Source organism: Sinobaca sp. H24 (genome assembly GCF_023845525.1).
Genome location: NZ_JALBWT010000031.1, coordinates 23,497 through 49,826, shown reverse-complemented (window position 1 = coordinate 49,826; position 26,330 = coordinate 23,497). Strand labels below are relative to the sequence as shown.

The 26,330-nt window shown below is 44.2% G+C and carries 27 protein-coding genes, 3 tRNA genes and 7 pseudogenes; 7 read left to right on the top strand and 30 right to left on the bottom strand.

What is annotated here, in order from left to right; genetic code table 11:
- Positions 1 to 89 precede the first annotated feature (89 nt).
- The 3 genes and pseudogenes from MMY81_RS25865 (at position 90) to MMY81_RS25855 (ending at position 1,374) form a co-directional block, all read left to right on the top strand.
- Complete coding sequence (locus tag MMY81_RS25865) at positions 90 to 410, top strand: DUF3817 domain-containing protein (RefSeq protein WP_120194533.1); 321 nt, start codon at positions 90 to 92, stop codon at positions 408 to 410.
- 137 nt (positions 411 to 547) lie between these two features.
- Positions 548 to 1,177, top strand: a pseudogene (locus MMY81_RS25860) (DUF368 domain-containing protein).
- Between the two features lie 50 nt (positions 1,178 to 1,227).
- Positions 1,228 to 1,374, top strand: coding sequence for a hypothetical protein (locus MMY81_RS25855; protein WP_252315060.1), 147 nt, complete (start codon positions 1,228 to 1,230; stop codon positions 1,372 to 1,374).
- A gap of 86 nt (positions 1,375 to 1,460) precedes the next feature.
- Here the strand turns inward: MMY81_RS25855 and MMY81_RS25850 are convergent.
- Positions 1,461 to 2,082 (bottom strand): annotated as a pseudogene (locus MMY81_RS25850) (class D sortase).
- A gap of 203 nt (positions 2,083 to 2,285) precedes the next feature.
- Here MMY81_RS25850 and MMY81_RS25845 point away from each other — a divergent pair.
- Positions 2,286 to 2,633, top strand: coding sequence for a PepSY domain-containing protein (locus MMY81_RS25845; RefSeq protein WP_252315059.1), 348 nt, complete (start codon positions 2,286 to 2,288; stop codon positions 2,631 to 2,633).
- Entirely contained in the window at positions 2,582 to 3,169 is a 588-nt protein-coding gene (locus MMY81_RS34550; RefSeq protein WP_308215484.1) for a PepSY domain-containing protein, read from the top strand. Before MMY81_RS25845 ends, MMY81_RS34550 begins: the two co-directional genes overlap by 52 nt.
- 137 nt (positions 3,170 to 3,306) lie before the next feature.
- Here the strand turns inward: MMY81_RS34550 and MMY81_RS25835 are convergent, their stop codons facing one another.
- The 14 genes and pseudogenes from MMY81_RS25835 to MMY81_RS25770 form a co-directional block, all read right to left on the bottom strand.
- Positions 3,307 to 4,254 carry a DUF6612 family protein gene (locus MMY81_RS25835; RefSeq protein ID WP_252315058.1) on the bottom strand — a complete coding sequence of 316 codons (948 nt, stop codon included), beginning with the start codon at positions 4,252 to 4,254 and terminating at the stop codon, positions 3,307 to 3,309.
- Between the two features lie 165 nt (positions 4,255 to 4,419).
- Complete coding sequence (locus MMY81_RS25830) at positions 4,420 to 4,890, bottom strand: RDD family protein (RefSeq protein ID WP_374562836.1); 471 nt, start codon at positions 4,888 to 4,890, stop codon at positions 4,420 to 4,422.
- Positions 4,891 to 5,033: 143 nt separating this feature from the next.
- Entirely contained in the window at positions 5,034 to 5,657 is a 624-nt protein-coding gene (locus tag MMY81_RS25825; RefSeq protein ID WP_252315057.1) for a cell wall hydrolase, read from the bottom strand.
- Between the two features lie 188 nt (positions 5,658 to 5,845).
- Positions 5,846 to 6,646: a 3'(2'),5'-bisphosphate nucleotidase CysQ gene (cysQ, locus tag MMY81_RS25820; protein WP_252315056.1), complete on the bottom strand. Its 801-nt coding sequence runs from the start codon at positions 6,644 to 6,646 to the stop codon at positions 5,846 to 5,848.
- Positions 6,647 to 6,687: 41 nt separating this feature from the next.
- A complete protein-coding gene (locus MMY81_RS25815; RefSeq protein WP_120194525.1) occupies positions 6,688 to 7,059 on the bottom strand; it encodes a DUF423 domain-containing protein in 372 nt (123 codons plus the stop codon).
- Positions 7,060 to 7,083: 24 nt separating this feature from the next.
- Positions 7,084 to 7,401, bottom strand: coding sequence for a DUF5327 family protein (locus tag MMY81_RS25810; RefSeq protein ID WP_252315055.1), 318 nt, complete (start codon positions 7,399 to 7,401; stop codon positions 7,084 to 7,086).
- 199 nt (positions 7,402 to 7,600) lie between these two features.
- Positions 7,601 to 7,990, bottom strand: coding sequence for a hotdog fold thioesterase (locus tag MMY81_RS25805; RefSeq protein WP_252315054.1), 390 nt, complete (start codon positions 7,988 to 7,990; stop codon positions 7,601 to 7,603).
- A 92-nt stretch (positions 7,991 to 8,082) separates the two neighbouring features.
- On the bottom strand, positions 8,083 to 8,262 hold the full coding sequence (locus tag MMY81_RS25800; protein ID WP_252315053.1) for a hypothetical protein: 180 nt from the start codon (positions 8,260 to 8,262) through the stop codon (positions 8,083 to 8,085).
- Between the two features lie 73 nt (positions 8,263 to 8,335).
- Positions 8,336 to 8,683 (bottom strand): MerR family transcriptional regulator, encoded by a 348-nt coding sequence (locus MMY81_RS25795; RefSeq protein WP_252315052.1) that lies wholly within the window; start codon positions 8,681 to 8,683, stop codon positions 8,336 to 8,338.
- A 34-nt stretch (positions 8,684 to 8,717) separates the two neighbouring features.
- Positions 8,718 to 9,425: an exonuclease domain-containing protein gene (locus tag MMY81_RS25790; RefSeq protein ID WP_252315051.1), complete on the bottom strand. Its 708-nt coding sequence runs from the start codon at positions 9,423 to 9,425 to the stop codon at positions 8,718 to 8,720.
- On the bottom strand, positions 9,425 to 10,444 hold the full coding sequence (locus MMY81_RS25785) for a DUF294 nucleotidyltransferase-like domain-containing protein (protein ID WP_252315050.1): 1,020 nt from the start codon (positions 10,442 to 10,444) through the stop codon (positions 9,425 to 9,427). Before MMY81_RS25785 ends, MMY81_RS25790 begins: the two co-directional genes overlap by 1 nt.
- A gap of 1 nt (position 10,445) precedes the next feature.
- Positions 10,446 to 11,693: pseudogene (locus MMY81_RS25780) on the bottom strand (ammonium transporter).
- A 276-nt stretch (positions 11,694 to 11,969) separates the two neighbouring features.
- The gene (locus MMY81_RS25775) at positions 11,970 to 12,800 is read right to left on the bottom strand and encodes an aldo/keto reductase (protein ID WP_252315049.1); all 831 of its coding nucleotides are present in this window, start codon (positions 12,798 to 12,800) and stop codon (positions 11,970 to 11,972) included.
- An 18-nt stretch (positions 12,801 to 12,818) separates the two neighbouring features.
- Positions 12,819 to 13,495, bottom strand: a pseudogene (locus tag MMY81_RS25770) (uracil-DNA glycosylase).
- 159 nt (positions 13,496 to 13,654) lie between these two features.
- Here MMY81_RS25770 and MMY81_RS25765 point away from each other — a divergent pair.
- Both MMY81_RS25765 and MMY81_RS25760 read left to right on the top strand, forming a co-directional pair.
- The gene (locus tag MMY81_RS25765; RefSeq protein WP_252315048.1) at positions 13,655 to 14,233 is read left to right on the top strand and encodes a DUF4190 domain-containing protein; all 579 of its coding nucleotides are present in this window, start codon (positions 13,655 to 13,657) and stop codon (positions 14,231 to 14,233) included.
- A 115-nt stretch (positions 14,234 to 14,348) separates the two neighbouring features.
- On the top strand, positions 14,349 to 14,657 hold the full coding sequence (locus MMY81_RS25760; RefSeq protein ID WP_252315047.1) for a hypothetical protein: 309 nt from the start codon (positions 14,349 to 14,351) through the stop codon (positions 14,655 to 14,657).
- A 58-nt stretch (positions 14,658 to 14,715) separates the two neighbouring features.
- Here MMY81_RS25760 and MMY81_RS25755 read toward each other — a convergent pair whose 3' ends face one another.
- The 15 genes and pseudogenes from MMY81_RS25755 to MMY81_RS25685 all read right to left on the bottom strand — a co-directional run bounded on the left by MMY81_RS25755 (position 14,716) and on the right by MMY81_RS25685 (position 26,260).
- Complete coding sequence (locus MMY81_RS25755; protein WP_252315046.1) at positions 14,716 to 16,365, bottom strand: alpha-keto acid decarboxylase family protein; 1,650 nt, start codon at positions 16,363 to 16,365, stop codon at positions 14,716 to 14,718.
- 107 nt (positions 16,366 to 16,472) lie between these two features.
- On the bottom strand, positions 16,473 to 16,952 hold the full coding sequence (gene rlmH, locus MMY81_RS25750) for a 23S rRNA (pseudouridine(1915)-N(3))-methyltransferase RlmH (RefSeq protein WP_252315045.1): 480 nt from the start codon (positions 16,950 to 16,952) through the stop codon (positions 16,473 to 16,475).
- Between the two features lie 62 nt (positions 16,953 to 17,014).
- Positions 17,015 to 17,170: a CxxH/CxxC protein gene (locus tag MMY81_RS25745; RefSeq protein ID WP_245961019.1), complete on the bottom strand. Its 156-nt coding sequence runs from the start codon at positions 17,168 to 17,170 to the stop codon at positions 17,015 to 17,017.
- A gap of 208 nt (positions 17,171 to 17,378) precedes the next feature.
- On the bottom strand, positions 17,379 to 18,602 hold the full coding sequence (locus MMY81_RS25740) for a S1C family serine protease (RefSeq protein ID WP_252315044.1): 1,224 nt from the start codon (positions 18,600 to 18,602) through the stop codon (positions 17,379 to 17,381).
- 106 nt (positions 18,603 to 18,708) lie between these two features.
- Complete coding sequence (locus tag MMY81_RS25735) at positions 18,709 to 19,503, bottom strand: MBL fold metallo-hydrolase (protein WP_252315043.1); 795 nt, start codon at positions 19,501 to 19,503, stop codon at positions 18,709 to 18,711.
- An 8-nt stretch (positions 19,504 to 19,511) separates the two neighbouring features.
- Positions 19,512 to 20,447 (bottom strand): two-component system regulatory protein YycI, encoded by a 936-nt coding sequence (locus MMY81_RS25730; protein ID WP_252315042.1) that lies wholly within the window; start codon positions 20,445 to 20,447, stop codon positions 19,512 to 19,514.
- Between the two features lies 1 nt (position 20,448).
- Positions 20,449 to 20,619: a two-component system activity regulator YycH gene (gene yycH / locus MMY81_RS25725; RefSeq protein ID WP_252315041.1), complete on the bottom strand. Its 171-nt coding sequence runs from the start codon at positions 20,617 to 20,619 to the stop codon at positions 20,449 to 20,451.
- A pseudogene (locus tag MMY81_RS25720) lies at positions 20,612 to 21,786 on the bottom strand (YycH family regulatory protein). The gene yycH and the pseudogene MMY81_RS25720 overlap by 8 nt, the downstream one beginning before the upstream one ends.
- Positions 21,783 to 23,552 carry a cell wall metabolism sensor histidine kinase WalK gene (gene walK, locus MMY81_RS25715; protein WP_308215482.1) on the bottom strand — a complete coding sequence of 590 codons (1,770 nt, stop codon included), beginning with the start codon at positions 23,550 to 23,552 and terminating at the stop codon, positions 21,783 to 21,785. Before walK ends, MMY81_RS25720 begins: the two are co-directional and overlap by 4 nt.
- Before the next feature lie 55 nt (positions 23,553 to 23,607).
- Positions 23,608 to 24,275: pseudogene (gene yycF / locus MMY81_RS25710) on the bottom strand (response regulator YycF).
- Between the two features lie 316 nt (positions 24,276 to 24,591).
- Positions 24,592 to 24,667 (bottom strand) — tRNA-Phe (locus tag MMY81_RS25705).
- 45 nt (positions 24,668 to 24,712) lie between these two features.
- Positions 24,713 to 24,787 (bottom strand) — tRNA-Glu (locus MMY81_RS25700).
- A gap of 24 nt (positions 24,788 to 24,811) precedes the next feature.
- Positions 24,812 to 24,887 (bottom strand) — tRNA-Lys (locus tag MMY81_RS25695).
- 286 nt (positions 24,888 to 25,173) lie between these two features.
- A pseudogene (locus MMY81_RS25690) lies at positions 25,174 to 26,042 on the bottom strand (adenylosuccinate synthetase).
- A gap of 98 nt (positions 26,043 to 26,140) precedes the next feature.
- Complete coding sequence (locus tag MMY81_RS25685) at positions 26,141 to 26,260, bottom strand: adenylosuccinate synthetase (RefSeq protein WP_252315070.1); 120 nt, start codon at positions 26,258 to 26,260, stop codon at positions 26,141 to 26,143.
- Between the last annotated feature and the right edge of the window lie 70 nt (positions 26,261 to 26,330).

Here is a 26,330-nt window from a genome sequence, read left to right as displayed (position 1 = left end):
TTAATCTGCCATAAAACCTTCATTTGTTCTCTATGAACGTGCTGTGCTATGCTTTTAGATAGATACTATGGAAAGGAGCACTCGCACACATGCGTTCTATGCTTAAGCCTTTACGTCTTACTGGAGTTATTGAAGGAATATCATTTGTCGCGCTTCTGTTTCTGGCTATGCCCCTTAAATACATGGCCGGGATCGATATGGCGGTGACAATCGTAGGGGCAGCCCACGGCGGTCTTTTCACTATTTATATTGCCCTTGTTCTTGTCGTATGGGTACAGAGACGCTGGTCGTTTCTGCGTGCTTTAGTCGCTATGGCCGTTTCAGTGATCCCTTTCGGCCCGTTTATTTTCGAGAAAAGTCTAAGACGGGAAGAAGAAACAGGTGTTACCCCTCTTACTTTTGGACAGTAATAGAGAAGACCCGGAAGCCTGGCCGTATTGAAACGGAGCAGGCTTTTCTACCGTTTGAAGGTAGTTGTCGTATTTTCTTTGTAAACATGATATAACAGATACAGATTGTTTTTGAAAATGCAATTAAAGGAGTACATATGATGATTGAATGGAAAAATCTGCTGCGCGGGTTTGTCATGGGAACAAGTGATGTCATTCCCGGCGTAAGCGGCGGTACCATGGCTTTAATACTCGGTATTTATGGACGTTTGATTGACGGTATTAATAAATTGACGACAAAAGAATGGAAAAGCCAGCTCGGTTTTTTTATTCCTCTTGGTATCGGCATGGGGACAGCCATTCTGGCATTGAGCAACGTGATCGAATGGCTGCTTGCTGACTACCCGGAGCCTACCTTTTCTCTCTTTATCGGTTTAATTTTAGGCACCATCCCGTTTCTAATGTGAGAGAAGCAGACTATCGCCGGTCCTTTACCGGCAAGCACTACGCTATCTTAGCAGTCGCAGCTGTCGTTGTTATCGCTTCGGGCTTTTTCCAGGATGATACCGGAGGCATAATGACATCTATCAGCTTAGGCGGCTATGTATTTTTATTTTTTTGCCGGCTGGCTGGCAAGTTCAGCTATGCTGCTTCCCGGCGTGAGCGGTTCGTTTGTTCTTCTTATTATCGGAGCTTATCCTACTGTCATTGCTGCTGTATCTTCTTTAAACCTTCTCGTTATCATCGTCGTAGGCCTCGGTATAGTAGTTGGTACTTATCATGAGTAAATTTATTCACTTTTTTGCTCCGCAATCATTCGAAAGGGACCTATGCTACAATGATCGGCCTTCTTATCGGCTCGCTTTTCGTTGTATTTCCAGGGATTCCCGGAAGCATCGGGCTCTTTTTCGCCAGTGTTGTGATGTTTCTGATTGGACTTGGCCTCGCTGTCATTTTAGGGCAGATTAATAACAGCAAACTATAATGCAAAAACACCCGGTTCTTCAGGACTCTGAAAAGCAGAGAATCCGTGAAAACCGGGTGTTTTATTATCATATAAAATAGAATCTACTATGAAACCGATACAAGCTCTGCCTGAATAATGTAACGATCCGGAGCATTGCCCAGGTATCGAGTGGATAACAGGTCGTCAGTGTCAGTGTGGGGTATCTTTATCTACAATTACCGTCCGGTCGTCTTTATCGGTAATCCATGTTTTTGATATTTCATATTCATACCGCTTACCATCGTATTCCAGAGCCAGCATGTCGCCGGTTTCCAACTCTCAAGCTCCGTAAAAACCGTATCTCGATGCCCGCTTAAAACCGTATGACGCTTTTGGTCGGGAGTCGTCGTCCATTCACTCACGTACATGCCTACGCCTTGTTTTAACGTAGCATCATCTGCCCCCCAAAACGTTTTGTAGGCATTTTCAATTTCAGGAATCTCCAGGCGGGCCATTTCCTCTCCCTGCTCGTAGCCTGTCACTTCATCGCTCATCACCGGGGCCGCTTCCTGCTCTGCAGGCTCAGAACTTCCGGCATCTTCCGTCTGTGTTTCTTCAGCCTCTGCCATATTGGCTTCAGCAGGAGCCTCTGTTTTCGCTTTCTTCTATTGAAATGGTTTCAACCGACTGGCTTCCCTGCCACCATTGATAACCAAAATAACCGGCCACGGCAAGACCCGCGCACATAATAAAAATATAGAGTTTTTCCATGTCGGCCTCCTCTTTTATGTATGGTTTCCATTATACGACAAGACACTGCATTCTTCCAGAATGAGTAAATCAATGAAATACTTATGCATTTCTCATCATTTTCTCATATAGCATTCAGGGTTCTTTCATTTTGTACCTTTATGATAAGGGTAACAAATTAAACAAGGAGGACATACAAAATGAAAAAATTTATGATTGCCAGTGCGTGCGTAATAGGTCTTGGAGGTGCTGCTGTTGGAGTTAGTCAATTTTCAGCTTCTGCTGATGACGAAGTAGTCGGTGGAGTGTCACAGGATCAGTCGGAGAGTCAGGAACAAAATAACACGAACAGCGGCCTTCTATCTGTAGAAGAAATCAGTGAGATCGCTAATCAGGATTATCCGGGCAAAGTAGTCGATATCGATCTGGAATCTGATGACGGAGTGAAGAAATACGATTTGGATATTATCGGAGAAGACTATAAGTATGAAGTAGAATATCATGCAGAAACAGGAGAATTTTTAAAGAGGACGAGAAAGAATCATTAAATTCTTCAAATCAGAAGGCAGAAAGCAATCTTCTATCCGCAGAGGAAATCAGCGAACGGGCCAATCAGGATTATCCAGGCACCGTCACAGATGTAGATCTTGATTCCGATGACGGGGTGTATAAATATGACATTGACATCACAGGCAGCGAATTCGAATATGAGCTGGAATATAACGCAGAAACCGGTGAGTTTATAAAAGAAGACGAGAAAGAAAGAGTAAATGGATCTGAAGACACTGAGAAAATGGATGACAGCGCTGCTTCCAACAGAGACGACGATGACAATGATGATGATGAAGATGATGACCGCGAATCCGCTTCCTCTACTAACGGACTGGCTGTAAGCATGGATGACGCAAAAACTATTGCTGTGAAAGAAGTTGGAAACGGTGCTTCCGTTAAAGAAATTGAACTCGATGACGATGATGGCAGAATGCACTATGAGATGGAGCTTTATGACAATAATAACAATGAAGTAGATGTAGATGTGGATGCAGAAACCGGCGATGTTATGAAGGTCGACTACGACGATTAATTTCCGCTAATAAAAAAATCCTTCCTGAACAATCAGGAAGGATTTTAAAATGCTCTAAAAAGAATACACCTTGATAGTAGTAACCAGGCTAAAGAACAAAATCAACACCAAACGGCAATGCCGGTATTTTATTATAATTAACTGCGTGCAAATCTGCGGCGGAAGAACAGCATACTGCCGGCTGCGGCGGCCGCAATAGCTCCAGCTGCTGCGTAAAACGGATTATTCGTTGCCGTATCAGGAAGCGCACCGCCTTCTTCCATTTCCTCTTCCATCATTGCATCCATAGGTACTGCGCTGTTCACTACGTCTTCAGGTACCACGATTTCATCGACTCCATTGAAATTAGATACGGTCATATCAAGACTCTGTACAATATTCATACTTTCTTCTTCAATAGATAAATCCATGTCCAGATCCATCGTGGTTTCCGTCATATAATGAGTTTCTTTGTCTACGGTCATAACATACTGAAGGTCATTTACCGTGATATCCTCAAAAATTGCAGCAGCCATCATGCCGGTATCTTCTTCAGGCATAATGGAAGTCAGCATTTCTTCAGCGGATTCCATCAGCTCGTCTCCCTCTCCTTCATAGGTAAGGATGTAACTGTCTCCAGCGTCTTCCACGGACATGTCTTCTCCAAGCGCAGCCGTCTGCTCCATCTGAGCTCCGCTTTGAGACATAGCGATAAGTTCATTAATGTCGCCTGTAAATGTCTCATCCATCTTTATCCAGCTTCCATCTACGTCCTGCTGGTAGAAGCCGTCTTCTGTCCAGTAGGAATCAAGCGTCGTCTCTTCGCCGTCCATGGAAGTAGTCGCCGTCTGTTTCATGGAAAAAGGATTCATTATCACATCTTCCATAGAATGAGTCGTCGTTGTAAATGAACCGCCTTCCATCATCGGATCTGTTACCGTCTGTTCCATCATTGTTTCACTCGAATAGCTTTCCAGCTCCATCATTGCCTTGTTTGATTCTTCCAGAATAGATGCTGCATCCGGTGTCTCTTCTGCAAAAGCCTGGGATGGAACAGCAACTGCTGTTGCTGCTGCTAACGTAAGTACTGCTGATTTCTTTTTCATTTGTTAAGCGCCCCTTATTTGGTTGTTTGTATGTAGGATCTAAGATGGCATGCTTATTTGAAAAAAATAAGCAGGTACCTTTTTTATGCCCTTCATTTCCAATTTCAAAACTTCTTTTCCTTAATTTGTTAAAAAATCCTCCAGAAGTTAACTGAAGGATTTTTCTTAGTATGTTTTTTCTTTTTCAGGAGGAAGAGATGTAGTTACCTGTGTACCGGCGATAAAGTCATGAATCGCACGCTTGTCCTTGCGGATCGCTACCATAAATATGGATACGATAACGCCAATGCCTAACGTAAACAAATAAACAATCCCGCTCACTATTACTCTCATAAGCATGGTGCCAATTCCTACGTTACTTCCGTCTTTTTTCACAATGCGGATGCCCAACGCTTTTTTACCAACCGTATAGCCGGACCAAAGCACCGGCAGCGCTAAGCTGTAAAGAAGGCTGACGCTGTTATTCGCGAAATCCACACCAGCAGTCCATCCTTCCTCGGGTGCAGAAGCTGGCTCTACCCCAAAAACGTAAACAACAATAAGACCAATAATTAGTCCTGCAATCCCGACTATAACACCATCGATAATGTTAGCCGCAAGCCGTCTCCAAAAACCACCCGGCTGTCCTGTCATCATTATCTCCTCCTTATTTTATGTACCTTCTGTACCTTGCATCTACTATAATAGAATAACATTCTTCGCATTATGTTTTCCAATTTTTTGCTGAATTTAAAATAAGTAAAACAAAAAGCTGCCTCTTTAAAGAGACAGCCCGATGATCAATCAGCAAATACGTGCTTGCCGATGGATAGTCTTGGTGTTCTTGTGAAAATCCAGGAAGACGTAGCATCTACAGGATTATAATAATAATTTGCGCCGGCTGAAGGATCCCAGCCGTTCCATGCATCCTTTACCGCCTGAAATGCAGTGGCATCAGGAGCTAAGTAATACTGTCCGTCCTGTACTGCGGTAAACGCATTCACCTGGTGAATAACGTCTGACGCAGAAGATGGAAACTCAGGAGATTCTATTCTATTTTTAATTACAGCAGCAACAGCTACCTGTCCTTCATAAGATTCTCCTCTGGCTTCCCCATAAACTACCTGAGCGATGGATGTTACTTCATCTAGTCTGGCAATGGTAGCAGGTCCTGCCACTCCATCGGCCGAAAGCCCGAAGTCTGCCTGAAACTGCCTTACTGCTTCAGTTGTCAGTGGACCGTAGTGCCCGGTTGATACAGAATTTAAGTAATTCATGCTGCGCAGCTTGTCCTGAATGCTGATGACTGTCTGCTCTTGAAGATTAACCTGTTCATTTGCCTGCGCCGGCTTCGAGTCGATAGAAAAACCTAATACCATAATAAGTGCAATAAAACTCGAAACCAGCCATTTATTATTAATCATTGAACCCCTCCTTCCTTATTACTTTACCTTAAAGTGAACAAAACAACTCATTATTTTCACTTTTCAGTAATTATTACCTACCCAACATTTTTCCTCATTTATTCAAACGTTTCACGTGAAACAAAAAAAAAGACCCTTCCAGGAAGGATCTTCAAAAATACTTTTTGACCTTGATTTTAAAAGCTTCTTTACGCCTTTACTAAAAACCAGCCATTTTTAAGGTTTTCTTTATTGTATGCAAACCGATTTTTACTGTTATCCAAAACAGAACCGCCGGCAGCTTCAACTACTGCCTGTCCGGCCGCTGTGTCCCACTCCATTGTCGGTGCATAGCGCGGATAGAAGTGCGCCTGCCCTTCGGCAACGAGGCAGAACTTCAGTGAACTGCCTGCAGAAACAACGTTTACAGGGTCGTGTATGTCTTTTAATTCATTAATAAAAGCTTCCGTTTCCTCATTCATATGGGAGCGGCTGGCTACTACTTCGGCCGATCCTTCCGGGGACAGTGCGGAAATAATCTCCCCCATGCTCCACATCTCATCAAAAGAAGCAAAGCCGCGGTTGGAAGCCTGGGCTATTTTAACCGCTCCCTTTTCTCCATACCCTACGTACAACGTATCGAGGGCCGGTGCATAAATCACACCCAATACCGGATAGGAATCTTCGATCAGTGCGATGTTCACAGTGAACTCACCATTCTTTTTAATAAATTCCTTCGTGCCGTCGAGCGGATCAACGAGCCAGAATTTTTTCCAGTTTTTTCTCTCTTCGTAGGAAGCAATCGTTCCTTCTTCACTTAGAACAGGGATGTCCGCATTCAGTTTTTCCAGGCCGGCAGCTATCGTCTGATGGGCTCTTTTGTCCGCTATAGTAAGCGGCGAATCATCATCTTTATGCTCGACCTCCATATCCCCCGAATACACATCCATAATATCAATTCCAGCGGCTACCGCTATATCTTTTAATGAGTATACCAACTCTTTGTACATCGAAACATCCTCTCTCTGCTTTTAAAACGTATTTTGGTTGATTAAGCTTTAATAACGGCGATAACGAGCAGAATCCAGCCGGCAATAAAGGCTGTTCCCCCAATGGGAGTAATTGCTCCGAGCCAGCCGATACCAGTAAAGGCCATCGTATATAAACTACCGGAAAAAATAATAATCCCGGCAAATAACAGCCACCCTGCCCAGGCGATAAGGGCACTGCCGCCCATGTGAGCAGCTGCAAGTCCGATGGCCAGAAGACCAAGGGCGTGCATAATATGGTACTGAACCCCGGTTTGATAAACCTCTATCAGCCTTGCACTGATACGCCCCTCAAGTCCGTGCGCTCCAAAAGCGCCGAACCCGACAGCGATGGCCGCGTTCAGCGCTCCAAGTATAATAAATAGTTTCCACATACATATTCTCCTTTGCGGTTCTTCCTAAAAATCAAATAGACTGCCGTCTGTAGAAGGCAGTTCTTCTGGTGAGACGGTGGATTCCGGCTTTGAACCGGCGGACTCTTTAACTTTTTGAACTGGTACAGGCTGCTCTTTTGGCATTTCCGGCGCCGGCTTTCGGCTCTGTATAGAAGCATGCCCCACGCCTCCTGTATCGGAAGCCAGCAGCACTCCGCAGTATGCTTCCAATATGCGTGCGTGAGCTTTCACTTCTGCCTCTTCTTCTTTATCTGCATGATCTGAGATCATAATAAGCTCTTCTTCCATCTTTTCCAACAAAGCCCGGATGGAGATATTCATTAGTAAGTCACCTGCTTTCGGCTTTCTATGCTTTGTATAGTATAGCATCTTGCATAGCCATGGTTAAGTAGCAGCTTTGTGATCTTATACTTATTGTGAATAGATCAAAACGGATAAAGCAGAATCAGCCGGCCGTGCTCGTCTGGAGAATTCAAATCGGCGTTCTTTCAAACTGTTGATTGGTATAAAAACCTGCTTTTTAAAAAGATCTTACCGCAATAGTGCAGCGGGAAACGCAGAGGAGCTTTTCTTCCTCATCCATCAGCTTGATTTCCCATACCATTGTCGAACGTCCTATGTGAAGGGGAATACCTACTGCTGTAACGATTCCCTCTTTTTTGCTCCTAATATGATTGGCGTTTATCTCGAGACCAACCACGTATTGTTTATCCTGGTCTACCAGATGATAAGCGCCTACACTGGCTACGGTTTCAGCAAGAGCTACCGACGCGCCTCCGTGAAGAAGCCCAAACGGCTGCTTTACTCTTCCGTCTACCGGCATTTCCGCAATCACTTTTTCGTGTTCCAGCGTAACGATACGAATACCCAACGCATCCATTAATGTCTCATACTGTACATCTTCTGTCATAGAGATCACTCCTTTTTCTGTAATTTTTCTAACTCATTATAGAAAAAAGACACTGCTTTTATGTTGAAAAGCAGTGCCTGCGCTGTCAGGTATCAGACGATTGTATAGCCGAAACTTTCAATTTTTGCGTAGCTCTCTTCGTCTATTACCCAGAATTTATTGTTGTTGTCCTGAACGACTACTTCCTTATCGGATGCTGCCTCTTTGGCTGCTTCCTTCTCTTCGTACTTTACTGCCGGAATCTGCATGTCATCGATTAGAATATAAGCCATGCTTACAACACCTCCGTATTGATAGAAATACCCGTTGTTTTCTATCGTTAAACGAAGAAGAAAGACTCATTTTTTAATTCTCCATTTCTCCTAATTTCTTTAAATGGGGCTGAAGCTTATCAAGATTTTCTTTAGGGATGGAACGCTTTGGTACGTTCACCTTTTTTTCCTTTGATGTTTTTTTAGCTGCCAGCACGGTTTTAATGCCGGCTATGTTAAGGCCCTGGTCAATAAGCTCTTTAATATCGCTGCACCGGTCAATATCTGCTAGTGAAAACAGCCGTTGGTTGCCCTGATTTCTCTCTGGAGAAATCAGCCCCTGTTCTTCGTAGTATCGTATTTGCCGTGCGGACAAATGAGTCAATTCCTGCACTACGCTGATGGGGAAACATGCGGTATGACGGGGAATATGGCCTTTCACCCTGCTCTCCTCCTTTTCTCCTTCCAAGACCTGATCACCTTGTCCGGCTATTTAAATGAGCGTATACATCATGAAGTGTTTCAAATCCCTGTTCCATCGTCCCCTCTACTGCCCGTTTCCAGAGTTCGGCCGTCATTACAGCATCTCCAAGGGCATTATGGCGATTTTCTACAGGAATTTTATAGTGCCCGCACCAATCATCAAGCGTATGAAGTTCATGCTCAGGAGCGGCGATTTTCATTAGAAAAGATGTATCAAGCAGGCGGTGCTTGAAGCTTGTACCGATAGCCTGGTAGGTAGCGTGCTGCAGAAATTTTCTTTCATGGCTTGCATGGTGGGCGACAAGAAGATCCGTCTGTGCAAAGTTATAGAAAGCTGTCAGAGCATCTGCAAGGGGCGGTGCCTCCTGCAGTTCTTCTTTTTTCAGGCCGGTAAGCTCTTCGATTTCCTCGGATAAAGCATCCGGCTCCTGTACTGTGGTATAAAACGTATCATCTTTCTGCACTTTGCTGTTTTTAATTTTAACGGCTCCAATAGAAAGAATTTTGTCTCCCCCATCCGGATAAAATCCGGAGGTTTCCAGATCGAGTACGGTGATCCGCAGGGAAGAGATTGGCTTTGTAAGCGGCTGTTCTGCTTTTAATTCTTTTTGAAGGTGTCTCATAAAAGATTGATGCTGAGGGTTGGACTGGTCTACTCCTGAAAACTGACGGACCCACTGAAACATATTATTCATTACCATTACTGGTCACCTGACTCCATATGTTTTTTAGTCTGCTGAAACAGATTCTTTCCCTCTTTTAATGCTTTTTTCAACTGCTGCTTTTCGTCTTTATCGAGTTCTTCGATCGGTACATAGTGCACATCATCATAGGTTTTCTGCTTTTTTGAAAAGGAAGCCCGCAGATCAAGCATATGGTTAAAATGACCTTTTTTCCCCTGAACGAATGGATACTTTTCACTCGTCTGGTCCATCCGGCTGGCCGTTCCGGCTTCCTGTATACTCTCTTTAATAGCAAGCAGCCGCATCGCATGTACATATGGAAAGAAACCAACATCTTTAATATGCATCGATCCTGTATAGGCCCCTTTATCTTCCGGGAGCAGCCTGCCAAATGCATTTACACCTTTATGAAGATAGGAAGTATTTTCAGACATCCGTTTTAATAAGGAAGGATTCTCCTGTGCTTTTTGAAATACGTGATTTTTGACTTCTTCCAGAAACCCCGTTTCTCCTACAAGAGTTCTGGCATCCACAAACGTCAGCAGGTGACGGAGCGTTTCCCAGGTATCTGTCTCAATCCAGCCGTCGATCTGCTCTTTCCATCCATCGATACTGTGGCACCAGCGGGGATGTGAGGCCATTACTTTCCCTTCACAGCGGGGATAGCCCACATGCGCCATACCTTCGCGTATTTCTTCCCCAACTTTTAAAAAGTAGGACTGGTGTTCTTCATCACTGCCGTCAAATACAATCCCATGGTCCTGATCGCTGAATGTTGCCTGTTCTTTGCGCCCTGCGCTTCCCATTAGAAAAAAAGCAAAGTGAGCGGGAGAAGGTCCCCGCTCACTTTCTACTTTTTGTATAGCAAGAGCAATGGTTTCCTTAATCCACTCATCATGTGCGTCATTGAGCTTCATTGGATCTTCTGCAATCTCGTTTACCTGGGACTCTTTGAGCTGTTTAATGTCTTCATAGGACTCATAAGAAGGTGACAGAGGGCCTTTGCCCTCCTGCGGAGATACGGAAGATTTTGTCATATTACGCTCCTGTCTTTGATTCAGAATTGTTTGATTCTGCTGCTTTCAGTGCCTCTGGATAACCATAGCTTCCATGTTCACTAATATCAAGACCCATAATTTCTTCTTCTTCAGAAACTCTTAGGCCTCCTGTAATACCTTTCGTGATAAGAAGAAGTACATAAGCTGCGACAAAAGCGAAGAGTCCGCAGGCAACAACACTGATAGCCTGAACACCGAGCTGTGTAAGTCCGCCGCCGTAGAACAATCCTGCACGTCCGCCGTTTAGTTCAGCTAATGCCGGTGTAGCAAAGAATCCTGTAGAAAGTGTACCCCAGATACCTGCTGCCCCGTGAACGGAGATAGCAAAGATCGGATCGTCAATTCCAAGCTTTTCTACCAGCTTCATGCTTCCAAATACAATCAGTCCACCGATGATACCAATAATAACTGCGGCCCAAGGGTCAACGAATGCGCAGGATGCTGTAATAGCTACAAGTCCTGCAAGTGCTCCATTCAACATAGTCGGTACGTCCGGCTTACCGATAACAGCCCATGCAATAAGGAGAGCCGCCACGGCGCCGCCTGCTGCTGCAAGCTGAGTATTCAATGCAACAAAGCCAAAGAACGCATCATCTACACCGAATGTACTACCAGCGTTAAATCCAAACCAACCTACCCATAAAAGAAGTACACCTAAAGCCGTAAATACCTGGTTATGTCCTGCTAATTCGTTAGGAGAACCATCTTTATTAAATTTACCAATACGCGGCTTAAGTAGAATCGTTGCCGCCATCGCTGCCATTGCACCAGTTAAGTGAACTACAGTAGAACCCGCGAAATCCTGTTTACCAAGTTCGCTGATCCAGCCTCCGCCCCAGATCCAGTGGGCAACTACCGGATAAACAACAGCCGAGAACAATAGAGCAAATACAATATAAGCTGATAATTTAGCTCTTTCTGCAAATCCGCCAAATGCAATCGTTAATGCAATAGCTGCAAAAGCAAGCTGAAAAATAAAGTCAACGGAACCAGCCAGCCATCAAACATTGTAGTAGCATCACCGAAGAAGAAGTCTGAAACCGATGATACCGCCAAGGCTTTCCCCATAAATAAAACCGTAGCCGACAGCCCAGAAAACTAGAGATGCTATTCCCAGTGTAAATACTGTTTTACCGGCGATATGCCCGGCGTTTTTCATTCGTGTTGAGCCGGCCTCCAAAAGAATAAACCCACCCTGCATTAGAATAACTAGAATAAATGCGATCATAACCCACAGATTGTTCATTAAAAACATTGGATCCATCTAAAAATCTCTCCTCTCAAATGTAAACTTAGTTAACATCTTGCGTTAATGTTATTTTACATTTTAAATTTTCAGAATCCAGTTTTTTGTTAGATAATCTTACATGCAAATAGAATACATAATTCTGCTCCATTTTAGTCTGCTCCTAGTGCGGCAATGTTGATAGCGATTTCAAAACACAACAAAAAAACTACCTGAAAACAGGCAGTTTTTTTGTAGGAAGTGTCTATTTATGGTTTTTTATTTATCATAAGGAAAGTCATCCGGGTGATAACCGTACCGAAGATCTTCGTTCATCCCGTCAATAGCCTGAATATCTTCAGCCGTAAGGGAAAAATCAAATACCTGGGCGTTGGCAGTAATCCGCTCCGGAGTAATTGATTTTGGAATCGTTACAACTTTGGTCTCCAGGCACCAGCGGATAAGAATCTGCGCTGTTGTTTTTCCATGCCTGTCCGCAATCTGCTGGATGGTTTCATCTTCCAGCAGGTCCCCTCTTCCAAGCGGACGCCATGCTTCCATTTGAATTCCATGCGTTTCACAAAACTCACGAAGCCCTTTTTGAGCGTTTTTCGGATGATACTCTACCTGGTTCACCGCAGGCGTGACTTTTGCTTCCTTCATTAGATTCTCCAAATGTTCTTCTGTAAAATTGCTGACGCCGATCGCTTTTACTTTTCCTTCATTATATAATTTTTCCATAGCGCCCCAGGTTTCTTTATACTTTCCCGGAACCGGCCAGTGGATAAGGTACAGGTCAATAACATCTACGCCAAGTTTTTGGCGGGACCGTTCAAAAGCTTCCATTGTCTGTTCAAATCCCTGTTCATCATTCCACACTTTCGTTGTCAGAAAAATTTCTTCTCTTGGGACGCCGCTTTCCCGAATAGCTTCCCCTACACTTTCTTCATTATCATAAAAGGAAGCTGTATCGATGCTTCTATATCCATCTTTCAATGCCTGAAGCACCGCATTTTTTGTAGGCTCTCCAGATTCGGCTTTATACACGCCGAGTCCGACCCAGGGCATGTTTACTCCATTATTTAATGAAACCGTTGCTGTATTTATCATATAACATCTCTCCTTCATTTATACGTTCGTTGGAATGGACCAGTCTATTTCCGGACGGCCGGCCTTCTTTAAGAACGTGTTGGTTCTTGAAAACGGCTTGCTTCCGAAAAATCCGCGATGTGCGGCAAAAGGACTGGGGTGTGCCGATGTAATAATCATATGGTGTGAATTGGTAATCAGTTCCTGTTTTGACTGCGCATGTTTTCCCCACAGCAGAAAAACAACTGGATCTTCTTTTTCGTTAATTCTTTTTATGATTTCATTCGTGAATGTTTCCCAGCCTTTGTTTTTATGGGAATTGGCCTCTGCTTTACGCACGGTCAGCACTGTATTTAACAGCAGCACTCCTTCTTCGGCCCATTTTTTTAAATACCCATGGCCGGGTGGTTCCAACCCAAGATCTTCTTCTAGTTCTTTAAAATATTCTGGAGGGACGGAGGAGTTTTTACTTTTGGCTGCACCGAAAAGCTTAATCCATGAGCCTGATTAGGCCCGTGATAGGGATCCTGCCCCAAAATAACAACTTTTGTATTTTCATAACTTGTATAATGAAGCGCATTATAAATATCATACATATCCGGATACACCGTGTGCTCTGTATATTCTTTCTTTAAAAACTGCCGTAGTTCTTCGTAATACTCTTTTTCAAACTCTTCTTCGAGAAGCGGAGCCCAATCATTTTCCAATATGTTCATAGACGATTCTCCTTTGTGCGGCATCTGGAATCTATACCCGCTGTCTGAGATATGAAAACGTCCTCCACCCAAAAGATACATGCTTAGAAACCATGAAATAGTGGTATGAGTAACTATGCTCCGATAAAGATAAATGGAAAGCATGAGAGGTGAGTTTATATGGATGATAAAGAAAACAGACGATTTCGATCCGACCGCAGCAAAGATAATCTGGACGCAAGAGATGATCGTTCTGCCGAACGGAACACGTTCGAAGATGATGAGAGAAGAAGAGATGAAGAACCCGCAATGACAGAGGAAAGGGATAGAGATCGTTTTAACGAGCGCGATGATCACAGGCGCAGGGATGAACGCCTGGATAACCGCGACCGGACGGTATCAGACCGAAAAAATGACCGTCATTCCAATAGAAGTGCGGGCGATGGAGGAAAGAACAACAAAGCATTAGTAGCTCTTATATTAGGTATTCTTTCTGTGTTGGCTTTCTTTGTTCCTCCTGTAGGTTTTCTACTGGGTCTTATTGGTTTAATTCTTGGTATTATGGGGCTTCGTGCGGTAAAACGGGCCTTTAAAACTGGAAGAGGGCTTGCAATTGCCGGTATTATCTTCAGTACTATCGGCATGGTGATTTCCGGCCTTTTGATTGTTTTAGGCCTGCTGGCTGTATTACTTGGAGATAACCTGCCTCCAGAAATACAAAACGAAATTAATCAGCAGATGGAGCAATTTCAAAATTAATGAAGAAAAGAGACGGCTGAGCTGTCTCTTTTTTGTTCTCTGCACAATACAATTGTGATATAATGTAATAATATGGAAATAATGTTTTCCAAGTAATTTATAAGGACGGATCATCATGACACTGACACTGCTGGACGAATCATTTACCGTATTTTCTTTATCCGAAACCCAAAGCGCCGCTTTGGAGAAATGCTGGCATTTTTTATGGAAACCATCTGGCGCAGTAGATATCCTTCATTCCGTTACTCTGGAAATGAAACAGGCAGCCGCCTTCTCTTTGCTGGATGCTTCCATTCGAAAAGAGATGCTGCTGTTTTTAGACAATACCTCCTTTCTTTTTTTACTTTACGATTACGAAGTGCTTGCCGAAGATCCATTATTTTTGGAATATCTTCAGAAAGTTGGCAGCCAGGCTTTTGCATAAACGCAAAAAAGAGCCTCCGGCGTGGTACTATACCACTCGTAAGGCTCTTTTTATTATATTATTCTTGGAGGGACGCTTCTCTTAAACGCTTCAGGTGAAGAGGGGCATCCATTTTATCGTTAACCACTATTTCAATAAAGTGGAGCGAGTCCGTCTCGTCTAATTGAGCTGCTGCCTGCTTTAGTTCTTCTGTTGTCGTCACCCGTGTTGTGCGGGCCTTTGTATAAAAGCTTTTAACCAGTTTGATATAGTCCCATTCCGGAATGTCATTATACTCTGCCTGAGGATTATCCGTATTCAAATAACGCTCGACCGTATACCCTTTATTATTGAGAAAGAACACAACCGGTTTAATATTCTGCTCGGCCATGGAGCTGAGTCCCTGGGCAGTCAGCTGAAAAGAACCATCTCCAATAAATAAGAGCACGCGTCTTTCCGGCGCTGCCATCTGGGCTCCAAAGGCTGCCGGCAGCGCATATCCGATACTCTGCCAGGAGCCCTGGGAGATATAGGCCGCATCCTCAGGAAGCCGAACGTGAGCCAGCCCGTAGGAAAGAGTACCTGTTTCTACTACAAGAATATCTTTCGGCCGGAGAGCCGATTGAATGATCGGATAATATGTTTCGGCACGAAGCGGTTCCAGCTTTTCCGGAAGCTCATCATAAAAAGAAGGAAAATAGGATTTATCCTCGAAAACAGGACATTTTTTTGACAGAAGAGCATCAATAAGTGCTTCCATCTTCATTTTTCCGGCAGATTCTCCTTGAATAAACAGCTCCATCGGCTGCAGATCAATTCTTTTTTTCCCGGGAAGCACTGCTGTAAACTTCGCCGTATTAAAATCAGACTCCAAAAGGCCGGCGGTGATAATTATATCAGCATTTTCTACATATTCCCGGACTTTCTGATTTCCAAAAGCCCCGCCATACATACCGATATATAGTGGGTGCTGTTCGTTAAAGCCACTTTTTCCCTGCATCATCTGCGCAGTTGGAATATTTAAATACTCGGCTAACTGCAGGACTTTTTCTTTTAAATGATGGCGGATCGTATAAATATCTACCAACAGTACAGCGGAGTCCGCCTGCTGAAGAACTTTTTTGACTTCCTCTGCCCCTTGTGCAGCCAATTCGGTTTCATTTTCCTGCGTACCGCTCTCGTCTCCCGGGCTGTCCGTGTTTATTTCCATCAACGCCACGTCCTGGGGGATATCTATATAAACCGGTTTTCTGTGCTCTAAAGCAGCCGCAATCGCCGCGGGTATCTCCCTGACTGCGTTATCTGCAGTGATTTTGATCGCACGTTCTGTAATTTCCCGGTGCATACGTAAAAAGACATCGTAGTCTCCGTTCATTAAAGTATGATGGGCCTTTGTTCCGTTTTCATGCATGGAGGAAGCAGGAGAACCAACAATTTCAATGAGCGGCACCTGTTCACTGAACGCTCCTGCCACTGCATTAGCCGCACTTAAATCTCCCACTCCAAATGTAGTAATCAAAGCAGACATTCCTTTTATCTGGGCATATCCGTCAGCAGCATACCCGGCATTAAGCTCGTTGCGGTTATCAATAAATTGAATGGGTGTATACTTCTCCAGTTCATCAAGAAGGGCAAAATTATAATCGCCCGGCACACCGAATATTTCTGTTATTCCTTCTTCGAGCAAACAATCATATAAATAGCTGCTTATCGTTTTCCACTCTGCCATAAACGGCCTCCTGTAATCATTTAGTACTACCTCTGTTCCCAAGAATGATTGATTTCAGACATAGAAAACGAAAATGGCGGCCCGGCACATTGGGATATTTTATACATTCATTTATGATAAGGACTGCCCTGATTGATCTGAAAAGCGCGGTAAACCTGCTCCAAAAGCATAACCCGCATCAATTGATGGGGAAATGTTAAGTCAGAAAACGACCATGATAAATCAGCTCTTTTTTTCAATGCTTCTCCTGTTCCAAGGGAACCTCCGATAACGAACGTTAGATGACTTTTGCCGTACGTACCAAGATCCTGAATAGTTGAGGCCAGCTTTTCAGAGGAAAGCATGCGTCCTTTTACGTCCAGCAAAATCACATAAGTATCTTTTGTAATTTTATCCATTATTTTACTTTCTTCTTTTCCAATAATTTGCATTTTTTCTTTTTCACTGGCTGCTTCTGGAGTTTTCTCATCATTCACTTCAATAATCTGTAGTTTTGCAAATGCTTTCATCCGTTTTTCGTATTCTGCAATGGCTTCTTTTAAATATTTCTCTTTTAATTTTCCTACTGCAATAATAGTAATATTCATTATTTTTCCTTCCTAAATACATTATCCACAATACTATCCACATATACACAGGCTCTATTTTGCTATTCCTCGATTTTATACACAGCTGTTTCTCCACAATAATTGCACACTGTGGATAACTCTTCTCCAATAACTACACTAAATAAAGGAAAGGTGCCTGTTTCTTCAACGGCATCGTCAAGCGCTCTATCTGTATGGGTTTCGCAGCAGAATATCATTATTTCACCTTCTTTTTTATCTTTATTTTCATACTTTTATTTTTTAATATAATCATTTATCCACACCATTTTATTAAAACAATTATAAAAATAATACCTTATTCATTTAAATTTTGTAGTGAATAAAAAAGTTATCCACATGTGAGTCGTTTTCCAATAAAAAAACTCCCTGACTATTATAACATCAGAGAGTCTGTTTTTTTTTATCTTAAAAAGGCTGTTCTTCTGCCAGCGTTACTTCTGCTGTTTCCCGTGCTCCATCTCTATAATACGTAAGCGTCACTGTTTCTCCAATACCCGATTCCGTATACAAGTATCGTCTCAGGTCGTGGGTATTGGTTACAGCTTTTCCATCCACTTCTGTAATTACATCATTTTCTGCAAGCTCTGCTTCCTCTGCCGGGGAACCGCCCGCTATCTGGGTCACTACGATACCGGCTTCTATATCTTCTGGAAGATTCAGTGTGTCCTGAATTTCGGCTGCAGGATATTCAGCAAGAGAACGAATGCCAATTCCAATCTGCGGTCGAACGACTTCGCCATTCGTTTCCAAATCCTCAATAACCGGAATCGCGATAGCAGTCGGAATGGCAAATCCAATTCCTTCTACAGCCCCTTCTGCTATCTTCATTGAATTAATACCGATGACCTGGCCCCCAATATTAACTAAGGCGCCTCCACTGTTGCCGGGGTTGATTGCGGCATCTGTCTGAAGTACTTCCGCTTCCCAGTCGGGCTGGCCGTCTCCTGACAGATCCACAGGAATACTACGCTCCGTTGCGCTGATAATTCCCTGCGTCACGGATCCGGACAAATCGGCACCAAGCGGATTTCCGATCGCAAGTGCCGGTTCACCTACCTGAAGATTATCGGAATTACCCAGTTCAGCAGCTGTTTCAACACCCTCTGCGTCCACTTCCAGTACGGCAAGGTCAGTTAATACGTCCGAACCCACCACTTCTGCTGATACTCTTGATTCATCGGCCAGGCTGATTTCTACACTCGATGCCCCGTCGATCACATGATGGTTGGTCACGACGTAAGCCGTGTTTCCTTCTATTTTATAAATTACTCCGGAGCCGACGCCCTGATCCGCACCCTCTCCTTCCTGAAAAAAGCCGGACGGCCCGTCCTGGACGTTAAATACGCCGACTACCGAATCCGATACCCGATTCACCGCTTCCGTTATGTCAGAATTCACGGAAACATTTACATTCTGCTGATCTCCGGAGAACAGCGACTCTGTTTCGGTGCCTTCTTCCCCGTCTCCCGTGCCAAAGTCTGGATAAAAGTCTGACTGATAAATAAATGGACCGGCAATTAACATCACTCCCGCTCCAAAAACCGCTCCAATAAAAGCGGAACTGCCTCCGCCGCGCCGACGGTTTCTACGCCTGCTGTAGCTGTTGTCCTCTTCATTATAATATCCCATCTATATACCCATCCTCCTTCAGCAGGAACCATTTTCACGTTCATTAGACTTACGTCTATTTTATGAAAAAAATACCCCCTGCGTCTATAAAAAAGACCTGGGGTATTTATAAAGTAACGATAGAGGTTGGGTTTACGGGATCTGTATCGAAGAGATGAACACTCTCTCCGACACCGTGCCCCTTTTCTTTTAAAATCTGTTCGGCTGTCATTCTGGCTAATTCTTTCATGTTGTTATCTTTACTCAAATGCGCCAGATAAATGCGTTTCGTGCGTTCTCCAATAACATCACACAGGGCGTAGGCTGCGTCTTCGTTGGAGACGTGACCGGAATCTCCGAGGATTCTCCGCTTAACGCTCCATGGATAGCGACCCATACGGAGCATATTCATGTCGTGATTTGACTCGAATACCATCATATCCGCATTCTGAATAACTCCTTTAACCGTATCACTCACGTAACCCATATCAGTAGCTAACACCAGCTTTCTGCCCTCATGATGAAAAGCAAAAAACATCGGGTCTGCTGCATCGTGGGAGACAGGAAATGATTGAATATCCAAATCGGAAAAAGCTTTAGTTGAGTTCTGGGAAAAATGAAATTTCTGGTCTGCTGCAATTGTGCCTACTAAAGGCTCCATAGCAGCCCAGGTTTTCTCATTAGCATATACAGGCAGCTTATAGCGCCTTGCCATCACGCCCAGCCCTTTGATGTGATCACTGTGTTCATGAGTAACAATGATGCCGTCCAGTTCGGACGGATCACATGCCGCTTTCGTCAACAGCTGCTCCAGTTTTTTGCCGCTCAGTCCTGCATCAATCAGCAGCTTTACTTTCGGGGTTTCTATATACATCGCGTTTCCTGACGATCCGCTCGCTAATACACTAAATGTTAATCCCATCTTACCATTCACTCCGATTGCTGTTCTTCAGCGGTTTCCTGAGGATTTGGCGCCTGCTCTTCGGTTTCTTCCGTCTCTTCTTCCGGGCTGTCCGCTTCCTCTGACTCATTCACTTCTTCGTCGGTGTTGACACTGTCTACTTCTGTCATTTCCTGTATGGCACCGTCAATCGCATTAACCAGATATTCTTCATCATCATTAATAGTGATTTGATACATCGGAGAGAATACCCGGCTGTTGCCAATAGGGGAAAAGAAATTAAAATAGCCTATTTCTACTTCCGTAACACTGTCATTAAAGGTGATCAAATTCTCATTCAGCAGTCTTTCAATTGCAAGGTAGGGAAGGAACATATCTTTTTTATCGTCCTGCTCCTGCAGATCCAGAAAAATCTGGGAGTATCCGGTAATTTGTGTGTCCTCGTTGAACGTCAGCACCAGCTGATTTTCTTCACTGGTATAAATCGGGGCCTCTTCAAACGTCTGATAAAAATGCATCTCCCGATTTTCGTTGTCCCACTCTCCATAAACGTATTCTTCCCCTTCATAGACGTTATTTTCCACGAAATCCGTGACGCTTTCATTAAATGCTTCACGTGCTGCTTCGCTGTCATAAGGTCCTTCCGGTGTATCATACGGCTCTTCGAGAGAAACTTCAACTAAGTCGTTTTCTTCGTTTTCGGTTACGTTTTCTTCTCCTACAATACCGCTGACTTCCTCTTCGATGTCAACGACCTGGCCGACAATATGGCTGATTTCCTCCATATCTTCGGGAAGTTCTTCTGTTACGGTTATATTCATTTCGCTCATTCGCTCTTCAATAGTGGCTTCTGCCCGTACATTCAGCTGGCTGCCTGCTCTTTTTTCCATCAGCTGGTACACTAGAAAAGAATTGAGCAGCAGGAACGTTACAATAAAAATGGTTTTGGTTCGGCTCCAATCCATCTTATTCTTCCTCCTCCTCTACTGCAGCATCAAAAGGATACCAGTCCCCGCCGTACTTGATAAACCAGGAGGGATCAAAGTTAACTACTTCATTATCCTTGTTGACACTGTAGCCGATACGGACATTCTCTACCTCTTCCATATCAAACTGTCCCTGCATCTGGTCATACAATATCCCGGCCTGATTCGAGCGTAACGTTTTCTTCAATATCAATAGGATTGGCATCGAGCTCAAACAGCGGCCTCGAATAATTTGCAATCTGTCCGCCGGTCTTTACGGCTGTAATCGAGGTCTGCGGCTCCCCTGTATCATAAACAGGCACTCCCTGCACGATCATCCGATAGGTGGCCTCTTCCTGATTAGCTGCGCTGTTAATATCATAAAGCCTGTATGATCAGTCCATCCGCCCTGGGAATTCACGAAATCAAATGAAGAGGTAATGACGTTGCCCTGATTACTCTCTACGCTTTCTCCGTAAATTGGATTCACATAATTAAATGAATCGCCGTCTGATGCAATGTTAACCATTCTGCTTCCATCTGTATAAGAAAGCTGGCCGTTATCTTCCTGATACTGTTCGACGTAATTCGGCTCATTAAACAGCAGCCGCAGAAAGTTATCTGTCGCAATCTCTGATGTCGTGTAGGACACTGTGGAATACGTAGATGTATCTTCCGGCAGATAGATACTCCGTTCAATACCGGACTGCTCAGGCGTCTCCAGCGCGAACACAGAAGGAAAAGCATCCAGGTTGTTTAGATACTGGCTGCGGAAATCGGAAAGACTGAAATTGGTCTGGGCTTCGAACACGCTTCCCCCATCCTGATAGGAGACAAGAAGAATTTTCAGGCTGTCAGCATCGGGCCCATCATCTACCAAATACATTCGATCCAGCGTTTCAATAGAAGAATACGGTGTATCTTCTTCTATTTGAAAAAGCTCCTCAATCAGCTCCCCCGCAATAGGCGTCGGGAAAATAATCTCAGCCATCTGTCCGCCATTGTTTTCAATAATTTCGTTAACTTCGGTTCCAGCTTCGCCGGAACTGGTCAGATTAACAAGATTTTCAATTCTTGAGTCCTGAAGGGTTTCATAAAACTCTGTAAAGGCCTCATCGCTGCTTTCAATAGCGGCCATGTTTTCATCCTGGTGCAGTACAATCTGCTCAGGCCAGACTGCTTCCGACAACGATCGGGTTTCTCCTACAGGTTCATTTTCAACATACGTAGTGTCTTCGAATGCTTCGTATTCAGGCTGAAACGTCCATGTCTGATAGGTCAGAATAACGCTTACTACTACAAGCAGGGACAGCGACCATGATTTTATCCGTTCTATCATTCGCCGCCACCTGCTTTTTTATAGGCGGAATAAGGAAGGGTGACAGCAATGGTGGTGCCTTTCTTCCATACGCTCTGTACGTCGATATAACCGCCGTGGGAATGGACCAGCTCCTTGGCAATAGCCAGACCGAGTCCGGTTCCGCCTAGATTTCTTGCTCTTGCTTTATCAACCCGGTAAAAACGGTCGAAAATTTTGTTCTGGCTTTCTTTTGGAATGCCTAATCCCTCGTCAATAATTTCAATATCCACATCCCGGGATTTTGGTACCATTTGCAACGTTATCGTACCCCCATCCGGAGAGTATTTCACAGCGTTGGAGATAATATTATCAAACACCTGAATCATTTTGTCACGGTCCATATCCACGTATATAGGATATGAAGGAAACTGCCGGTCAAAATGAATATTCTTGTCTTTATTTACCATCTCAAAGCGGTCTGCAATTTGGTGCATAACTTCCCCTAAATCTACGGTTTCTGCATTCAGCCTCAAGTCATCGCTGTCCATTTTGGAAAGCTGAAGCAGGTCGTTTACAAGGCGTATCATCCGTTCTGTTTCGTTCTGCGTCACTTTTAGAAAACGGGGTCCCAGCTTTTCATCCTGCATCGCGCCGTCTTCGAGCGCCTCCATATAACTTTTCAAGGTCGTCAGCGGAGTCCGCAGTTCGTGGGATACGTTTGCCACAAACTCACGTCGTTCATTCTCAATTTTTTCCTGCTCCGTTACATCATGAAGTACCGTAATTAAACCATTTACCGGACCGTCTTCATTTCGGATAACAGAAAAGTTAGCTTCCAGCAGAAAATCGGTTTCCTCATCGCTGAAATCGAGCAGAATCGAATCAGAGTAGTCATACAGGTCGCTTGGCGTAATCGTTTCTGATAAATGAAGAATCTCCGGCAGGGAAGTACCGATAATATCCTTTTGATCGAGATTCAACAGCTGCTCAGCGCGGTTGTTCATCAGAATAATACGCCCGAGTTCGTCGGTGGCAATAACACCATCGGTCATGTGGGCGAGCACCGAGCTCAGTTTCTTCCGCTCGCCTTCCGTTGTGGACTGCGACTCTTTTAAACGAAGAGTCAAATTGTTGAATGAATGAGCAAGCTGACCGATCTCATCGTTGCCGTATACTTTAACCTGCCGGGAAAAGTCACCTTCCCCCATCACTCTGGCCTGTTTTTTCATATCCACAATAGGCCTTGTGATCGTTTGGGAAAGAAGGATTCCAAGAACAGCGGTAATAATAAGCGCAATAACCGTTCCTGTAAAAAGAATCTGGTTGATTTCATCTATTTCGTCATAAATTTCATTCATATTCGCTTCGATGTATATTGCTCCTTGAACGACTCCTTCAGCTTCAACAGGTATGGCCATAACGCGCAGCCGGTCTCCCTCTGGATTTCTTACTTCTGTAGAGTCAGGCGTACCGAGCAGCGCACGTTTCACACGTACCTCTGTACTCTGCTGTCCTACAATATAGTCATTGTTCCAGTTAGACGTACCCAGTACTACCTGATTGGGCCCGATGACCTGTACCTGCGAGCCTTCAATGGAGAAAAATTCCTGGAGCAGGCTTTCTATGTCTTCTTGCAGAGGTTCTTCTTCTTCATCCCGGTCCCGGGTCATTTCCTGGCGTACATTGTATTCAAGCAGATCAGCCCGTTCCTCCAGCATATCGTAATGATTGCTCTCCAGCTGAGCTTCAAGCTCCCGGGTAAAATACACCCCGATCACCTGCATCGCAATAAAAATGAGCAGCATAAAAAAGCAATCAGCTTCAAATGAATGGATTTAAAAAGGTTGAAAAACTTCATCGCTACTTCTCCTGGTCCGGATATTTAAGGTAATAGCCGACTCCTCTTCTGGTTACGATCCACAATGGATAACTCGGATTGTCCTCTACTTTTTCGCGAAGACGCCTTACCGTTACGTCCACTGTTCGGACGTCACCAAAGTAATCATAACCCCACACTGCCTGCAGCAGATGCTCTCTTGTCATCACCTGGCCGATATGACGGGCCAGATAATGCACCAGCTCAAACTCCCGGTGCGTAAGATCTACAGGATCTCCGCGTTTTAATACTTGATACGCATCCGGATCTACCGTTAAATCTCCAATAATAATTTCTTTCTGTTTCGTTGAGCCTTCTTCCGGAGCCACCTGCTGGCGCCGGAGATTTGCTTTCACGCGCGCAATAACTTCGCGGTTACTGAAAGGCTTTGTTACGTAATCATCCGCTCCCAGCTCCAGGCCAAGTACCTTGTCGATTTCCGAATCTTTTGCCGTCAGCATAATGATCGGCATATCGTAGGTTTTGCGGATTTCCCGGCACACTTCCATACCATCCTTAAAAGGGAGCATAATATCAAGAAGCACAATATCCGGATTAAACGCATGTACTTTTTCAAGAGCTTCATTCCATCATAAGCACACTCTACCTGGAACCCTTCTTTTTTCAGGTTAAATTCCAGTATATCTGCAATGGGCTGTTCATCATCTACGACAAAACCTTTTCATCCATATATTTGCTCACTTCCATTTCTTATTTTCTTCATTTGTCATTTTTCAAACCCATGTCTTTAAAGCTTTTTCTGTAAAAAAGCACAGTCGGGTTACTCTTATTGTAACACAGGTGCAAAGTCACTACGCCTGCACGCTTTCGTCCTAAATAAGGAGCGGCAGCCGGTACATACGGCTGCAGGTCCTATCCTGATTCAGCCCTAAATCGGGAGGGAAGGATGTTTTGAATATACAAAAAAAGCCTGGATAACCTATCCATGGCTTTGGGCTTTTACTAAATGGTGGCTCGAGACGGAATCGAACCGCCGACACGTGGATTTTCAGTCCACTGCTCTACCGACTGAGCTATCGAGCCGTAATCATTTTTGATTTGTAAGTACTGTGCTTCTATTTATATAAATGGTGACCCGTACGGGATTCGAACCCGTGATACCGCCGTGAAAGGGCGGTGTCTTAACCACTTGACCAACGGGCCGCTGCAGTTCATATACAGAAGAAATGGTGAGCCATGGAGGATTCGAACCTCCGACCCTCTGATTAAAAGTCAGATGCTCTACCAACTGAGCTAATGGCTCTTATGTTTATTGCTTTTCTCAGCAACATCATTAATAGTACCACGCCGTAAATTGATTTTCAAGCTTTCTTCAAGAAAATATTTAAGCCGGGAGATGCCTGGTTTTCGGGCTTTTTTGAGCATTAAAAGCTGCACATCTCTAAAGAGAATGTGCAGCTGCTATTAATATTATACGCCCCATACGCCGCGGATCATTGTTGATCACGGTCCGGCCTACAGAAAAAATGCTTAACGGAATGTTAGTAAGCTGGGAAATTCTTTCTAAATAGGCGGGCATTGGCAGGAAGTCATCTAATGACTTTACTCCTGTTATATCCTCTGTCCAGCCGGCAGCTCTTCAAATACAGGCTCGCATTCTGCAAGTACTTTAGACTGGCCGGGAAATGTTCCATTACTTCACCACGGTACCTGTAAGCGGTACAGATGCGCAGCGTTTCGATACCGGTTAATACATCGATAGAGTTAATGGAAAGATCGGTAATTCCGCTCACACGACGGGCATGCCTGACTACGACGCTGTCAAACCAGCCGACACGACGCGGACGTCCTGTTGTTGTACCATATTCATTACCTACCTGCCTGATCTTATCGCCGGTTTCATCCAGCAGTTCGGTTGGAAAAGGACCATCGCCGACTCTTGTTGTATATGCCTTCGACACACCTACTACGTGGTGAATTTTTGAAGGGCCTACACCGGAGCCGATCGTAACGCCTCCTGCAATAGGATTGGAAGACGTAACAAATGGATACGTACCCTGATCGATATCAAGCATAACGCCCTGTGCGCCTTCAAACAAAACACGGCGTCCCTGATCAATAGCGTCATTTAAAACAACGGACGTATCATCTACGTATTTTGATACAAGCTGACCGTACTCGTAATACTCTTCAAGTACATCTTCGAGTTCAAATCCTTCTGTTTCATAAATCTTTCCAGCAGACGGTTTTTTTCCTTTAAGTTGCGGTCCAGCTTTTCGCGGAATTCTTCTTTATCGAGCAGATCAGCAATTCGGATACCTGTACGCGCAGCTTTATCCATATAAGCCGGTCCGATGCCTTTTCTTGTTGTACCAATCTGGTTGCTGCCTTTGCTTTCTTCTTCTACAATATCAAGTTTAATATGGTAAGGAAGAATAACGTGGGCGCGGTTGCTGATGCGAAGGTTGCTTGTATCTACATTGCGGTCATGAAGATATTTAGTTCCTCGACCAAAGCCTTTGGATCAATAACCATTCCGTTTCCAATACACAGATTTTATCGCTGTAAAAATACCGGACGGGATAAATGAAGCTTATACGTATCTCCCCCGAACACAATTGTGTGGCCGGCATTGTTTCCCCCTTGATAACGGGCTACTACTTCGGCATTTCTGATAAATAATCGGTAATCTTACCCTTACCTTCATCTCCCCATTGTGTACCTACGATAACGATGGATGACATGA

Excerpts from the sequence above, each read along its gene's own strand:
- cysQ (WP_252315056.1), bottom strand. The coding sequence starts at position 6,646 with ATGTACAAAGAGTTGGTATACTCATTAAAAGATATAGCGGTAGCCGCT.
- walK (WP_308215482.1), bottom strand. The coding sequence starts at position 23,552 with ATGCTGCTCATTTTTATTGCGATGCAGGTGATCGGGGTGTATTTTACC.
- MMY81_RS25830 (WP_374562836.1), bottom strand. The coding sequence starts at position 4,890 with ATGATGACAGGACAGCCGGGTGGTTTTTGGAGACGGCTTGCGGCTAAC.
- MMY81_RS25855 (WP_252315060.1), top strand. The coding sequence starts at position 1,228 with ATGATCGGCCTTCTTATCGGCTCGCTTTTCGTTGTATTTCCAGGGATT.
- MMY81_RS25835 (WP_252315058.1), bottom strand. The coding sequence starts at position 4,254 with ATGAAAAAGAAATCAGCAGTACTTACGTTAGCAGCAGCAACAGCAGTT.
- MMY81_RS25845 (WP_252315059.1), top strand. The coding sequence starts at position 2,286 with ATGAAAAAATTTATGATTGCCAGTGCGTGCGTAATAGGTCTTGGAGGT.
- MMY81_RS25745 (WP_245961019.1), bottom strand. The coding sequence starts at position 17,170 with ATGATATTCTGCTGCGAAACCCATACAGATAGAGCGCTTGACGATGCC.
- MMY81_RS25735 (WP_252315043.1), bottom strand. The coding sequence starts at position 19,503 with ATGGGATTAACATTTAGTGTATTAGCGAGCGGATCGTCAGGAAACGCG.
- MMY81_RS25800 (WP_252315053.1), bottom strand. The coding sequence starts at position 8,262 with ATGGCTTATATTCTAATCGATGACATGCAGATTCCGGCAGTAAAGTAC.
- MMY81_RS25760 (WP_252315047.1), top strand. The coding sequence starts at position 14,349 with ATGACACTGACACTGCTGGACGAATCATTTACCGTATTTTCTTTATCC.
- MMY81_RS25775 (WP_252315049.1), bottom strand. The coding sequence starts at position 12,800 with ATGATAAATACAGCAACGGTTTCATTAAATAATGGAGTAAACATGCCC.
- MMY81_RS25765 (WP_252315048.1), top strand. The coding sequence starts at position 13,655 with ATGGATGATAAAGAAAACAGACGATTTCGATCCGACCGCAGCAAAGAT.
- MMY81_RS25755 (WP_252315046.1), bottom strand. The coding sequence starts at position 16,365 with ATGGCAGAGTGGAAAACGATAAGCAGCTATTTATATGATTGTTTGCTC.
- MMY81_RS25810 (WP_252315055.1), bottom strand. The coding sequence starts at position 7,401 with ATGAATATCTCCATCCGGGCTTTGTTGGAAAAGATGGAAGAAGAGCTT.
- rlmH (WP_252315045.1), bottom strand. The coding sequence starts at position 16,952 with ATGAATATTACTATTATTGCAGTAGGAAAATTAAAAGAGAAATATTTA.
- MMY81_RS25815 (WP_120194525.1), bottom strand. The coding sequence starts at position 7,059 with ATGTGGAAACTATTTATTATACTTGGAGCGCTGAACGCGGCCATCGCT.
- MMY81_RS25805 (WP_252315054.1), bottom strand. The coding sequence starts at position 7,990 with ATGACAGAAGATGTACAGTATGAGACATTAATGGATGCGTTGGGTATT.
- MMY81_RS25785 (WP_252315050.1), bottom strand. The coding sequence starts at position 10,444 with ATGACAAAATCTTCCGTATCTCCGCAGGAGGGCAAAGGCCCTCTGTCA.
- MMY81_RS25865 (WP_120194533.1), top strand. The coding sequence starts at position 90 with ATGCGTTCTATGCTTAAGCCTTTACGTCTTACTGGAGTTATTGAAGGA.
- MMY81_RS25790 (WP_252315051.1), bottom strand. The coding sequence starts at position 9,425 with ATGGTAATGAATAATATGTTTCAGTGGGTCCGTCAGTTTTCAGGAGTA.
- MMY81_RS25825 (WP_252315057.1), bottom strand. The coding sequence starts at position 5,657 with ATGATTAATAATAAATGGCTGGTTTCGAGTTTTATTGCACTTATTATG.
- MMY81_RS25740 (WP_252315044.1), bottom strand. The coding sequence starts at position 18,602 with ATGGGATATTATAATGAAGAGGACAACAGCTACAGCAGGCGTAGAAAC.
- MMY81_RS25730 (WP_252315042.1), bottom strand. The coding sequence starts at position 20,447 with ATGGATTGGAGCCGAACCAAAACCATTTTTATTGTAACGTTCCTGCTG.